This window comes from Streptomyces sp. NPDC093261 (genome assembly GCF_044753645.1).
In the GTDB taxonomy this organism is placed as follows: domain Bacteria; phylum Actinomycetota; class Actinomycetes; order Streptomycetales; family Streptomycetaceae; genus Streptomyces.
This window is the reverse complement of sequence record NZ_JBIVNO010000004.1, coordinates 460,538-473,558: the sequence shown is the minus strand read 5'-3', so window position 1 is coordinate 473,558 and position 13,021 is coordinate 460,538. Positions and strand designations below refer to the sequence as shown.

The 13,021-nt window shown below is 71.5% G+C and carries 9 protein-coding genes and 1 pseudogene; 6 read left to right on the top strand and 4 right to left on the bottom strand.

Translation table 11 applies throughout. The features are described from left to right. Positions 1-11: 11 nt before the first annotated feature. Positions 12-224: a hypothetical protein gene (locus ACIP94_RS13660; protein WP_402424073.1), complete on the bottom strand. Its 213-nt coding sequence runs from the start codon at positions 222-224 to the stop codon at positions 12-14. A gap of 551 nt (positions 225-775) precedes the next feature. Then, positions 776-1,237 carry a GreA/GreB family elongation factor gene (locus tag ACIP94_RS13655; RefSeq protein WP_402424070.1) on the bottom strand — a complete coding sequence of 154 codons (462 nt, stop codon included), beginning with the start codon at positions 1,235-1,237 and terminating at the stop codon, positions 776-778. Positions 1,238-1,688: 451 nt separating this feature from the next. On the opposite strand from ACIP94_RS13655, the pseudogene ACIP94_RS13650 reads away from it, so the two are divergent. Beyond that, positions 1,689-2,495: pseudogene (locus ACIP94_RS13650) on the top strand (molybdopterin-dependent oxidoreductase); the annotation flags it as partial. Here the strand turns inward: ACIP94_RS13650 and ACIP94_RS13645 are convergent. Beyond that, the gene (locus tag ACIP94_RS13645) at positions 2,482-3,144 is read right to left on the bottom strand and encodes a hypothetical protein (protein WP_402424068.1); all 663 of its coding nucleotides are present in this window, start codon (positions 3,142-3,144) and stop codon (positions 2,482-2,484) included. The pseudogene ACIP94_RS13650 and the gene ACIP94_RS13645 overlap by 14 nt on opposite strands. A 323-nt stretch (positions 3,145-3,467) precedes the next feature. Here ACIP94_RS13645 and ACIP94_RS13640 point away from each other — a divergent pair, with 323 nt between their 5' ends. The 4 genes from ACIP94_RS13640 (at position 3,468) to ACIP94_RS13625 (ending at position 10,678) form a co-directional block, all read left to right on the top strand. Further along, on the top strand, positions 3,468-4,961 hold the full coding sequence (locus ACIP94_RS13640; protein ID WP_402424066.1) for a diaminobutyrate--2-oxoglutarate transaminase family protein: 1,494 nt from the start codon (positions 3,468-3,470) through the stop codon (positions 4,959-4,961). A gap of 278 nt (positions 4,962-5,239) precedes the next feature. Beyond that, complete coding sequence (locus ACIP94_RS13635; protein WP_402424063.1) at positions 5,240-7,396, top strand: IucA/IucC family protein; 2,157 nt, start codon at positions 5,240-5,242, stop codon at positions 7,394-7,396. Positions 7,397-7,435: 39 nt separating this feature from the next. Then, the gene (locus ACIP94_RS13630) at positions 7,436-8,296 is read left to right on the top strand and encodes a GNAT family N-acetyltransferase (protein ID WP_402424060.1); all 861 of its coding nucleotides are present in this window, start codon (positions 7,436-7,438) and stop codon (positions 8,294-8,296) included. Between the two features lie 408 nt (positions 8,297-8,704). Further along, on the top strand, positions 8,705-10,678 hold the full coding sequence (locus ACIP94_RS13625; RefSeq protein WP_402424058.1) for an ATP-dependent DNA helicase: 1,974 nt from the start codon (positions 8,705-8,707) through the stop codon (positions 10,676-10,678). Between the two features lie 310 nt (positions 10,679-10,988). Here ACIP94_RS13625 and lexA read toward each other — a convergent pair whose 3' ends face one another. Continuing rightward, positions 10,989-11,768: a transcriptional repressor LexA gene (lexA, locus tag ACIP94_RS13620; protein WP_365156250.1), complete on the bottom strand. Its 780-nt coding sequence runs from the start codon at positions 11,766-11,768 to the stop codon at positions 10,989-10,991. Between the two features lie 555 nt (positions 11,769-12,323). Here lexA and nrdR point away from each other — a divergent pair. Then, entirely contained in the window at positions 12,324-12,884 is a 561-nt protein-coding gene (nrdR, locus tag ACIP94_RS13615) for a transcriptional regulator NrdR (protein WP_402424054.1), read from the top strand. Positions 12,885-13,021: the final 137 nt, after the last annotated feature.

Sequence of the window (13,021 nt, the reverse complement as noted above, 5' to 3'; positions counted from 1 at the left end):
CTGCCTCTGCCTCACGCCGTCTCCTGCGACCGTCCCGGGTCGGGTGCCGCCGCGGGAGACGGCGGTGGCGCTCGGTACCCAGGGTGGTGCAGTCGGCCAAGCAGCGGATAGGCGCGCTGCTCGGTGGCCGCGAGCACGGCCGGATCGATGTCGGCCGGCCACAGCTCATCGGCCGCGGCGCCGTCGGCCTCGCACAGTTCCACGACCGCCTTCGCCAGACCCACCTGGACGAACGCGGACGGTGACCGGTGACGTGGTCCAGTGCCCGTTCGGGCCGCCCGGCGGCCTCCTCGCACGCGGCCAGCGCACGCTCCACCCGATCGCGGTCCGGCCGTGGATCACGAGCAGCGCACACAGCGGTGCCACGGCGATGCCCGCGATGCTGCCCAGAGCTCGGTCGACGACCAGTTGTCCGGCCGGGACGTGAGCCGCCAGGTCGCTCAGCAGCAGGGCCAACGGCGTGAGGAGGACGACGCCGAGGCACTGGTATGCGTGGAGGACGGCTACGGTCGCCCGGTTCCGGGTCTGCGCCTGCCGGGGTGGGTTCCCGTAGCGGACGTCTCCAGCGGCCCGGCGAGTGTGCGCAGCGCGGTGGCCACCGCCGGAGGCTGCGGTCGGTCCGGAGGCACCTGCCGGCCCGAGACTCCGAGCAGCCACGCCGGGGCTACTCCCGGCGCTGCGAGGGCGGTGGTCGAGCCGGGCCGGCCGAGTGGAGCCGGGCCACCGTCGTTTGCCTGTGGGGTGTACGGGCCTCACGGTCATCGCGGGCCCATGACTAACCCAGGGACACCACCACTGCGGTCGCCTGTCCCCCGGGCGCGTCGTAGCTCACCGTGTCGCCCGCATGGTGGCCTAGGAGAGCGCGCCCGAGCGGGCTGTCGGCCGTGACCAGCGTCGCGTCCAACTCCTCGGCCGACTCGCCGATCTGGAGGGTCTCCACCGTGCCGTCGGGGAAGCGCACGGTGACCGTGCTGCCCACGCCGACCAGGTCGGTGGGAGGCGGCCCCGCCGTATCGGCCTCACGAAGCCGTGTGGCGATCGCCGAGATCCGGGCGTCCAGACGTTGCAGCTCACTGGCGCGCTGCAACTCGTCGGCCTCGTCGGCGCGGTCGCCCACTGCTGTGTCGGCGTCCCGGAGCGTCGCCGCGACCATCGTGCGTTCGGCGCGGAGGTCGGCAAGCTCTTGTTCGAGGGCGCGACGGGCGGCCTGGCTGATCGGCGCTGGTTCGCTGGGCATGCCTGCTCCTCAGGGTGCGGAGGGAGGGCCCCCAAACAATGCATTATGCATAATATCAGCCCATTTTCAGCACGATGTCGCGCCGGGTCATGCCCCCTTGCGCGTGCGGACGCGCAGTCTTACACGCGTCGAGGCGCTGTATTGAGCGGGCGAAGGCGCTGTCCTGTGCGGGCCGACGCGCCCGCTTGCGCGTGCCGACGTGTCGCCCCGTGCTGAAAACCGCGGCCGACCGGCCGCTCGGCGGGCACGGGAAGCCCCGCCGCGGGGGCGTCAGCCGTCGCGTGGCAGCGTCTGATTCCCCGGCCTAGCCTGAGGGAAGTACCGAGCCCGACCCACGCCCGGACGGGTGAAGGGGCAGATTCGTGAACGCCTCACACGACGACCAGGAACGGCTCGAGCCCCGAGGAGGGCCCGACCCGACGGGTGAACCGTCCTTCCACCCCTCCGGCACGACGCGTTCGAGCTGGTCGGCCGGGCCCTGCGCGAACCGGACAGCCCCCGTCAGGCGTCGTTCTACACCTCCGGCCGCCTCGGCAACGAAGCCGCCTTCCTCTACCAGTTGACGGCCCGCGAACTGCGCACGGACAACCTTCCGGACTCTCCGACATGTGCCACGAGGCAAGCGGTACGCGCGCTGGCGGCATCCCTCGGGACCGGCAAGGGGACCGTCGACCTCAAGGACTGGGAGACCAGCGACGCCCTGTTCATCATGGGCGTCAACGCAGCCTCCAACGCTCCCCGGATGCTGACGGCCCTGGCCGAGGCATACCACCGAGGCACCCAGATCGTGCGCATCAACCCGATGGTCGAGGCGGCCGCCACGCGTACCATCGTGCCGCACGACTTCACGGACATGGCCCTTTTCAAGACGACGCGGACCAGCACCCTGAACCTGCAACCGCGGATCGGCGGGGACATGGCGCTCATGCGCGGCGTCCCAAGGCGGTCCTGGCGCAGGCCAACACCGACCCCAAGGCGCTGGACCGGGAGTGCGTCGACCGTCACACCTCGGGGTTCGACGAGTACCGGGCCCTGTGCGAGGACACCCCCTGGGAGGAGATCGAGCGCCAGTCCGGGGTCGATCGCGACGACATCCTCAAGGCGGCGCGTGTACCGGGGCGCCGACCGGACCGTCATCAGCCGGTGTCTGGGCATCAGCCAGCACGAACACGGCGTCGACACCGCCCGGGAGATCATCAACCTCCTGCTGCTGCGCGGCAAATGCCCCGCGCCGGCCGGGCCTCTCACCCCTGTTCGGCGGCCGCTTCCTGGAGGTCCCTGCGGCTGTGATCCATCAGCTCGCCCAGGTCGTGCAGCCCGGGGTCGATCTCCTTGGCGCGCGGCGCGACTTGCCGGAGGCACTCCGCCATGGCGAGCGCGAGTTCGACGGCCTTGTCCTTCTCGCCCTCGCCGAGCAGTTCCTCGATGCGGAAGGCGATGCTGGCGATGGTCTCGTCGTCGGTCTCCGGCACCAGGTAACCCCTGAGGCCCGCCGGGTAGGGCGTCCGCTCCCGGAATTCGCGCAACGCGGTGACCACGGCGGGGTTCCCGCTGAGCTGGTCGAGGAGTCCCATGAACACAAACATCCGAGCCACCAGCCGGGGCAGGCCGGGGAAGCGGTCCAGCCAGACGACCAGCTCGCGCTGACCCCCCAGATGGTGGGCGACCTGCGATATCGCCGCCGCATACGTGTTGGACTGCGCCCAGTGGTACGGCAAAAGGGACGCCACCTGGCGAGCCAGTTCCGCTTCCTGCTCCGGGGAAAGGGTGTCGGAGACGAAACCGCTGAGCAGTGCAACGTCGATGCCGAAGCCGACAGGTGTCGAACGGTCCTTCGCGCTGTGCGCCACATCGTGACGCAGGCGCAGCAGCTCCTCTTCGATCTTGCCCAGCAGTTTCTCGCGCATGCGTCCTCCCAGCCGTAGCGGCTTGCCGTCCCTACCGGGCGCTCCATCACGGCCGCGCCCCATGGAGCGCGGGGAGTACGGGAGCAGTCGGCCGAAGCCCGCACCAACACCATGCCGCCGGATGCCGGGGATCGCGCGTCCGGTGGCCCATGCGGGCTATGAGGGCCCCTTCGCCGGGCGTCCCCGGCGCGGGGAAGGCCCGTAAGGATCTTGCGGCCACCCGCTTCCGCAGGCCGTTCACGTCGTTGATACGTACGGGGTGACCTGCCATTCGCGCAGGAGTCCTCGCCCCGTCCCCTCTGAACAGTGGAGGAACTGACGTCGTGACCGTGCCGGAGACTGCGGTGGTGCCGCTGGAGGGCGAATCGGAGGGGCGCGCGGGAGCGGAGGGGAAGCGCCCGGCGCGCGAAGGGGCTTGGGGGACCCGGGGACCGCGCTCGGCGCACGAGGGCATTCTGCGCCGGCAGTCGGCGCGCGAATCCGCGGCGCGCACCTACGCGCGCGCCCTGCCGATCGTGCCCGTGCGGGCGCGCGGGCTCACCATCGAGGGCGCCGACGGGCGCCGCTACCTCGACTGCCTCTCCGGCGCCGGCACACTGGCCCTCGGGCACAACCACCCCGTCGTCCTGGAGGCCATCCGCAAGGTCCTCGACTCCGGGGCACCGCTGCATGTCCTGGACCTGGCCACGCCCGTCAAGGACGCCTTCGTCACCGAGCTGTTCCGCACGCTCCCGCCGGCCTTCGCCGACCGCGCGCGTGTGCAGTTCTGCGGTCCGGCAGGGACGGACGCCGTGGAGGCTGCGCTCAAGCTGGTGCGTATCGCCACCGGCCGGAACGGCATCCTCGCCTTCACCGGGGCGTACCACGGGATGACCGCGGGAGCGCTCGAGGCCTCCGGTGGCGCGACCGACGTACGGGTGACGCGTCTGCCGTATCCGCAGGACTACCGCTGCCCCTTCGGCGTCGGCGGGGAACGCGGTGCCGAACTCGGCGCCCGCTGGACCGAGTCCGTCCTCGACGACGCCAAGTCGGGCGTGCCATTGCCCGCCGGGATGATCCTCGAACCCGTCCAGGGCGAGGGCGGGGTGAACCCCGCGCCGGACGCCTGGATGCGCCGTATGCGCCAGATCACCGAGACCCGGTCAATCCCGTTGATCGCGGACGAGGTACAGACGGGAGTGGGGCGCACCGGGCGGTACTGGGCGGTCGAGCACAGCGGGGTGGTCCCGGACGTGATGGTCCTCTCCAAGGCGATCGGCGGCAGCCTGCCGCTCGCGGTTGTCGTCTACCGCGACGACCTCGACGTGTGGCCACCCGGCGCGCACGCCGGTACATTCCGCGGCAACCAGCTTGCGATGGCCGCCGGCACCGCGACCCTCGCCTACGTCCGGAAGAACCACCTCGCCGAACGCGCCGCCTCGATCGGCACCCGCATGCTCGCCCAACTCCGCCAGCTGGCCGTGGAGTTCCCATGCATCGGAGACGTTCGCGGCCGGGGCCTGATGATCGGTATCGAGCTGGTCGACCTCGACTCCCCACCCGCACCGACGCCGCCCGACACCCCGGAAGCTGATCCCGCGGGGACGAATCCCGTGGCCGGGGCGCCCCGCCCTGCTGCTCCGGCCCTGGCCGCCGCCGTCCAACGGGAGTGCTTGCGGCGCGGCCTGATCGTCGAGCTGGGCGGACGGCACGCGAGCGTGGTCCGGCTGCTCCCACCGCTGACGATCAGCGACGAGCAGACGAGCGCGGTCCTGGACCGGTTCGCCGACGCGGTGGCAGCGGTCGCTCGGGAGCCCGTCCACGCCGCCCGGCCCTGAGCCCCGAGGCCACTCCCAGGCACCGGCCCAGAGCGCCACGGCTCCGCGCCCCCGCCCTTGCCCCCAGGGCCCGTCGCCGCACGGGCTCGAACGACTTCCCAGGAACGCCCTTGAACGGCACACCCACTTCCGGCAACACGCCACCACCCCCCGAGCCGGGGACCAGCCCCACCGAGCCCCCCACGACCGTGCTGGGGCCGGACGCCTTCCCCCGACAGAAATCAGCGATTCCGCGAACCGTCGGTCCGGCTCCGACACCCGACGGGCGTTGCGCTCCCATGGCCAGGGAGCCGCATGTCGTCGCCACCGACCTGCCGAGGCCTCCCGATCCGCTGACGGACCCCGATCCGCACACGGCGGCCCAGGCCGCGACCGTCGAGAACCTGCTGCGCTGCTGGGCACGCGAGAGAGACCTCGCCGCTCCCGCCGAGGCCACCCTCCGGATCGCTCTTCCCGCCAGCGGTTGCGCCCTCCTCGTCCCAGTCCGCTACTGGTCCGCGACCGGCTGGCACCGCTTCGGCCCACCCCGCCTGGCGGGCGCACCGCAGTGGGCACCGCCCGCCGACGCGGTGACCGTAGCGGCACTGCTGGCACGCGAGACCACCGAAACCGCGACCCCCGCCGCACCGCTTCCGGCAGCCCACTCGATCCCGGCCAGTACGAGGGGCACGGGAACGGCTGCCGCGCCCGGCTGCCCACAGGCCCGCGTGCGAGAGAGCGCCACAGAGGATACGCATGCCTTCGTGCGGAACACCGGCGCGGAGGTTGTGCAGACCTCCTTGCCGGACGCCGGCGCGGAGGCTGCCCAGACCTTCCCCTTGCCCAAGACCGGTGTGGAGGCTGCCCAGACCTTCCCCTTGCCGGACGCCGGTGTGGAGGCTGCCCAGACCTTCCCCTTGCCCAGCGCCGACGCGGAGGCTGCCCAGACCTTCTCCCTGCCGGATGCCGACGCGGAGCATGCGCAGCACAGCACACTCAGCCACACCGCTGACCTGGTGCGCCGAGTGGCCGACTCCGCGCACCGCACCGCGGCTTTCATCGCGGAGCGGCGCGCGCGCCCGGCGGACACGGCCGACTTCTTCCTCTCCACCGAGCAGGCGCTGCTGCTCGGGCATCCGCTGCACCCCACGGCGAAGAGCCGCGAGGGCCTGACCGAGGCCGAGACCCGGCTCTACTCGCCCGAACTGCGCGGCACCTTCCCGCTGCACTGGTTCGCGGTCGCACCCTCCCTTCTCGTCACCGAATCGGCCTGGACCGAACGCGGCCGGCCCGTGCCCGCAGCCCGGCTGACCGAACGCCTCGCCGGCCCGGATCTCGCCCTGCCCGACGGCTTCGCCGCACTACCGCTGCACCCCTGGCAGGCCCGCGATCTCCTGCATCGCCCCGCGGTCAGGGCCCTGCTGGACGCCGGACTGCTCCACGACCTCGGCCCGCACGGTGAACCCTGGCACCCCACCTCCTCCGTCCGTACCGTGTACCGCTCGGGCACCCCCGCGATGCTCAAGTTGTCGCTGGGCCTGCGCATCACCAACTCCCGCCGTGAGAACCTCCGCAAGGAACTCCACCGGGGCGTCGAGGTGCACCGCCTGCTGCGCAGCGGCCTCGGCGGACAGTGGCAGTCGGCCCACCCGGGTTTCGACATCGTCCGCGACCCTGCCTGGCTCGCCGTTGACGACACGGACGGCACCCCCTTGACCGGCCTGGATGTGATGATCCGCCACAACCCGTTCACCCCGGCGAACCGTGCGTCCTGTATCGCCGGACTCGTCGCACCGGGATGCCAGGCCCGGATCGAGGGACAGCAGCACCCTGCGCACTCCTCCCGGCTCGCGGAGATCATCGCGCGTATCGCCGGACGTACCGGACGCTCGCTCGGTGCCGTCGCCACCGAGTGGTTCCTGCGCTACCTCGCACAGGTGGTGCGCCCGATCCTCTGGCTGGACGGTGAAGCCGGCATCGCTCTCGAAGCGCACCAGCAGAACACCGTGCTCCTGCTGGATTCCGAGGGCTGGCCCGCGGGCGGCCGGTACCGGGACAACCAGGGCTACTACTTCCGCGAGTCCCGCCGCGCCGAACTCGACTTCCGGCTGCCCGGCATCGGCGAGCGAAGCGACACGTTCGTCTCCGACGACGTCACCGACGAACGCTTCGCCTACTACCTCGGCATCAACAACGTGCTCGGCCTCATCGGCGCGTTCGGCTCGCAACGCCTCGCCGACGAGCGGCTGTTGCTGGCCGCGTTCCGCCGCTTCCTCGCCGATGCGGCCACCGGCCCCGGCCGGCTGCGCACATCCCTGCCCGCCCGCCTGCTCGACTCACCCGTCCTGAGGTGCAAGGCCAACCTGCTGACCCGGCTGCACGGCCTCGACGAACTCGTCGGCCCGGTGGACACCCAGTCCGTCTACATCACCCTCACCAACCCCCTTCACTTCTGAGGAACATGCCCCGTCCCGTCTTCTGAGAGGAGCGTCGTCGTGTCTGCCACCGATGCCAGCACCGACGCCGGAACCGCCTCCGCGCCCCGGAGGTCCCACACCGCCACGGGTCCCGTGTCCCGCGCCGAAGCCGTCCCTGTCCCGAATCCGGGCTCGGGTACGGGCACCGACTGCGAGGACACCCTCGACCTCCGGCTGCCCGACGGGTTTGTGGCACTGTGCGCGACGGGGGAGACCGGCCGTGGCGGCCCGGCGGTGCCCACGCCGGCCGGGGGCCCGGGAGAGGCACCCGCCGCATCCTCCGCGCCCCTCGCCGCCTCGCAGGACGAAGACCTCCTCGGCAACGTCGCCGACTGGGGCCCGACCACCACCCCCGTCGGCACCTTCCATCTCGTCCCGGTCCGCCTCGACCGTGATCTCCCCCTCCTCGCCCGCTGGATGAACGACCCCACCGTCGCCGTCTTCTGGGACCTGGCGGGAGACGAGGGGGTGACCGAGCGGCACCTGCGCGCCCAACTCGCCGGTGACGGACGCAGCGTCCCCTGCCTGGGCCTCCTGGACGGCACCCCGATGAGTTACTGGGAGGTCTACCGCGCCGACCTCGACCCCCTGGCCCGCCACTATCCCGCCCGCCCCCATGACACCGGACTCCACCTCCTCATCGGGGAGGTGGCCGCCCGAGGACGCGGCCTCGGCTCCACCCTGCTGCGCGCCGTCGCCGATCTCGTCCTCGACCGGCGCCCCGCCTGCGCCCGTGTCGTCGCCGAACCCGACCTTCGCAACACACCCTCCATCGCCGCCTTTCTGAGCGCCGGCTTCCGGTTGTCCGCCGAGGTCGACCTGCCCGGCAAGCGGGCCGCCCTCATGGTCCGGGACCGGACCCTGCGCCATCTGCTGTAGTAGTTCAGTCACTCTGTGTAACGACCCTCGCTCCGTGTGAGTTCCGAGCCGAGGAGACTTTGTGCCGAACCCGCCCGATCGCCCCGCTGACTCCGCCGGTCGCACCTGCCCCGTCAGCCCCACCAGTAGCGCTGGTCGCGGCTGTCGTGCTTGCCCCACCGGTCGTGCTTGCCCCGCCTGCCGTGTCTGCCCCACCGGTCGTGCTTGCCCCGCCGGGCGAGCCGGCCCCGCTCACCTCGGCGGTGGCGCTCCGACCGGCCCGAGCACCGGCCCGACCACGGCCGGCCCGACTACCGGCCCTGCACGGCTCACGGAACCTCCTCCCACCCCCGCACCACCCGTGGAAGCCTCGTGCGCCTCGGCCTTGATGCCCCTCTTGTCAGTGCGGGGCCGTAGGGTGGTCGGGCTATGACGAAGCCCTCACTCCCCGAACTCCTGCACGCAGCCGTCACAGCCGTCGGCGGCACGGAGCGCCCCGGCCAGGTGGCCATGGCCCAAGCCGTCGCGGAGGCCATCGACGACGGCACCCATCTGCTGGTCCAGGCCGGCACCGGTACGGGCAAGTCACTCGGCTATCTGGTGCCCGCGCTCGCGCACGGGGAGCCTGTCGTGGTGGCGACCGCCACCCTGGCGCTGCAGCGTCAGCTCGTCGAGCGGGACCTGCCGCGCACGGTGGAGGCGCTGCATCCGCTGCTGCGCCGCCGCCCGGAGTTCGCGATGCTCAAGGGCCGGTCCAACTATCTGTGCCTGCACCGACTGCATGAGGGCATGCCCCAGGACGAGGAGGAAGGCCTCTTCGACCAGTTCGAGGCCGCCGCCCCCAGCAGCAAGCTGGGCCAGGACCTGCTGCGGCTGCGCGACTGGTCGCAGGAGACGGAGAGCGGCGACCGCGACGACCTCACCCCGGGAGTCTCCGACCGCGCGTGGGCCCAGGTGTCGGTGTCGTCCCGGGAATGCCTCGGCGCTTCGAAGTGCGCCTATGGTGCCGAGTGCTTCGCCGAGACGGCCCGTGAGCGCGCCAAGCTCGCCGAGGTGGTCGTCACGAACCACGCGCTGCTCGCGATCGACGCCATCGAGGGCGCGCCGGTCCTCCCGCAGCACGAGGTGCTGATCGTCGATGAGGCCCATGAACTGGTCTCCCGGGTGACGGGGGCCGCCACCGGTGAGCTCACCCCCGGCCAGGTCAACCGCGCGGTGCGTCGCGCCGCCCGGCTCGTCGACGAGAAGGCCGCGGACCAGCTCCAGACGGCCGCCGAGGGCTTCGAGCGGCTTATGGAGCTGGCCTTGCCGGGCCGCCTCGAGGAGATCCCGGAGGATCTCGGGTACGCCCTGATGGCGTTGCGTGACGCCGCCCGCACCGTGATCTCGGCGCTCGGCACCACCCGGGACAGATCCGTCCAGGACGAGGACGCCGTCCGCAAACAGGCGTTGGCCTCCGTGGAGACCGTGCACGAGGTGGCGGAGCGGATCACCAACGGCTCCGAGTGGGACGTCGTCTGGTACGAGCGCCACGACCGCTTCGGCGCGTCCCTGCGGGTCGCCCCGCTGAAGGTATCGGGGCTCCTGAGGGAGAAGCTCTTCGCGGACCGCTCGGTGATCCTGGCCTCCGCCACATTGAAGCTGGGCGGCGACTTCAACGGCGTGGGCGCCTCCATGGGCCTCGCCCCCGAGGGCACGGAGGGGGAGGACCTGCCGAAGTGGAAGGGCATTGACGTCGGCTCCCCCTTCGACTACCGGAAGCAGGGCATCCTGTATGTCGCGAAGCACCTGTCACGCCCCGCACGGGACGGCGACCGCGCGGACATGCTGGATGAGCTGACGGAGCTGGTCCAGGCGGCGGGCGGTCGCACACTGGGCCTGTTCTCGTCGATGCGGGCCGCCCAGCTCGCCGCCGAGGAGCTGCGCACCCGCATCCCGGAGTTCCCGATCCTGCTCCAGGGCGAGGAGACGCTCGGCGAGCTGATCAAGAACTTCGCGGCCGACCCGAAGGTCTCGCTCTTCGGCACGCTCTCGCTCTGGCAGGGGGTCGACGTCCCCGGACCCAGCTGTCAGCTGGTCGTCATGGACAAGATCCCCTTCCCCCGCCCCGACGATCCGCTGATGAGCGCCCGCCAGAAGTCGGTGGAGGACGACGGGGGCAACGGCTTCATGGCGGTGGCCGCGACGCACGCCGCGCTGCTGATGGCGCAGGGCGCCGGCCGCCTCGTACGAGCCACCGGGGACCGCGGTGTGGTGGCCGTGCTGGACCAGCGGCTCGCAACGGCCCGCTACGGCGGCTTTCTGAAGGCGTCACTTCCCGGCTTCTGGTACACGACGGACCGTAACCAGGTGCGCAAGTCGCTGGCGGCGATCGACGCGGCGGCGAAGGCACAGGGCGCATAGCAGCGGGCCGGGGCCGGACCGCCACACCCAGCCGGGTCGGGGCCGGACCGCCACACCCAGCCGGGTCGGGGCCGGACCGCCACACCCAGCCGGGTCGGGCTCGGCGGTTCGATACGCGTCCCGTGGCGCGACCCGGTCCGTCCCGCCTAGTGCGCCGGCGGAAGTCGTAGACGCGCCCGCGTGCCCCGGATCCTGCGAGGACGACGAGAGACATAAGTCGCCCCGGGACAGCACAGGGCCCCGGAACCGGCGCAGGGGTCCCGGGGCCCGGATCAGGGGGGCGCCCGAAGGTCCGCCCGCCGCGACGGTGTCACACGCGCCGCAGCACCGCCACCACCTTGCCGAGGATCGTCGCCTCGTCGCCCGGGATCGGCTGGTAGGCGGAGTTGTGGGGGAGGAGCCAGACATGGCCGTCCTCGCGCTTGAAGCGCTTGACCGTGGCCTCGCCGTCGAGCATCGCGGCGACGATGTCGCCGTTCTCCGCCACGGGCTGGCGGCGGACCGTGACCCAGTCGCCGTCGCAGATCGCGGCCTCGATCATGGAGTCGCCGACGACCTTCAGAACGAAGAGCTCACCGTCACCCACGAGCTGTCGCGGAAGCGGGAATACGTCCTCGACCGACTCCTCGGCGAGGATGGGGCCACCGGCGGCGATGCGGCCGACGAGCGGGACGTAGGACGCAGCGGGCTTGCCCGCGGTGTCCGTGGGCTGGACGGAGGACGACTGGTCGGAGCCGCGTACCTCGTATGCGCGGGGGCGGTGCGGGTCGCGGCGCAGGAAGCCCTTGCGCTCCAGAGCCATCAGCTGATGTGCCACCGAGGAGGTGCTGGAAAGGCCCACGGCCTGGCCGATCTCGCGCATCGACGGCGGGTAGCCGCGCCGCTGCACGGAGTCCCGGATGACCTCGATCACCCGGCGCTGCCGGTCGGTCAGCCCGGAGCTGTCCGCCCGGATGCCTGGAGGTCGGCCCGGCAAGGACCTCTTGGGTCCCTCTGGGTTCGTGGCTTCGTTCATGGCGTGCACCGGCTCGAGTCGGCCCTGGGAGCGGTCCTGGCCAGTGATGGTGGCACTGTCTGCGGTGGTGGTCACGTCGGCCCCTCTCGATGGTCTCCCGTGCAGCACAACGGTAGTTGCTTTCGAAAGGTTGCGCCAAACACACGTTCGAGTGAAAAACGGCGAATTACCTGACGTAATCCAGTCTCGGGGTGTATGGGCGATGCCGTTCTCCGCGGGGGTCTCCCTGCCTGGGCGGGCCGGAAGCGGGGGAGGGTGAAAGTGCTCGTTGCTGTACTCTTCACCGCCGGGGCCAAGGCCTTGTGGGCCGCCGCCGCAGGTGCCCAGTCTGCCATCCGGCAGCCCGTCCGCCGCGTACCGGCCCCCCTTCTTCATGTGGCGTCACGGTATCCGCGCATGGCCTGATCCGGCGCGGGCCCGTGGCATGTGCCAATCCGCCCGTGAGGGGCGTGTCGCCGCCAAATGTGCGAGCCGATCGCTACATGTAGTGGTTGGATTGCAGCAGCAGCCTAGAAGTTGTGGTCCCCCCGGTCTCCCGGCCTCGGGAGATCGCCTATGCTTGGGGCTGCTTCGAGGGGCCTGTGAGGCCCACGAGGACAATGAGTCGTGCTGAAAAGGAGGGTTGGAGCCATGCACTGCCCCTTCTGCAGGCACCCCGACAGCCGCGTTGTCGACAGCCGTACGACCGATGACGGCACGTCCATCCGCAGGCGCCGCCAGTGCCCCGACTGCTCCCGTCGTTTCACGACCGTGGAGACGTGTTCGCTCATGGTGGTGAAGCGGTCCGGAGTCACCGAGCCCTTCAGTCGCACCAAGGTCATCAATGGCGTGCGCAAGGCGTGCCAGGGGCGGCCTGTCACCGAGGACGCCCTCGCCCAGCTCGGCCAGCGGGTCGAGGAGGCGGTGCGGGCCACCGGGAGCGCCGAGCTGACCACCCACGACGTGGGGCTGGCCATACTCGGCCCCCTGCAGGAACTCGACCTCGTCGCCTACCTGCGGTTCGCGAGCGTCTACCGGGCGTTCGACTCGCTGGAGGACTTCGAGGCCGCCATCACGGAACTCAGGGAGCAGCAGCGAGAGCGCCCGGCCGTGGACGACGGCCACGAGAAGCCTGCCGCGGAGCGCCGAGAAACCGACCGCGGGTCCGGAAGGACGGCCGACGTCCCCGTGCCCGCCACCGCCGCCGACTGACGGGCGGGCCGGGGGGTACCGGCCTCGTCGGCGGCGCACACAGACCCGTCACGCGCGCCCGCGTACGACGCGCGTGACAAGCAGACACCACACCGTGCCCGGGAAGAAAAAGGGCACTTCAGGGCGTTTTGCCCGAT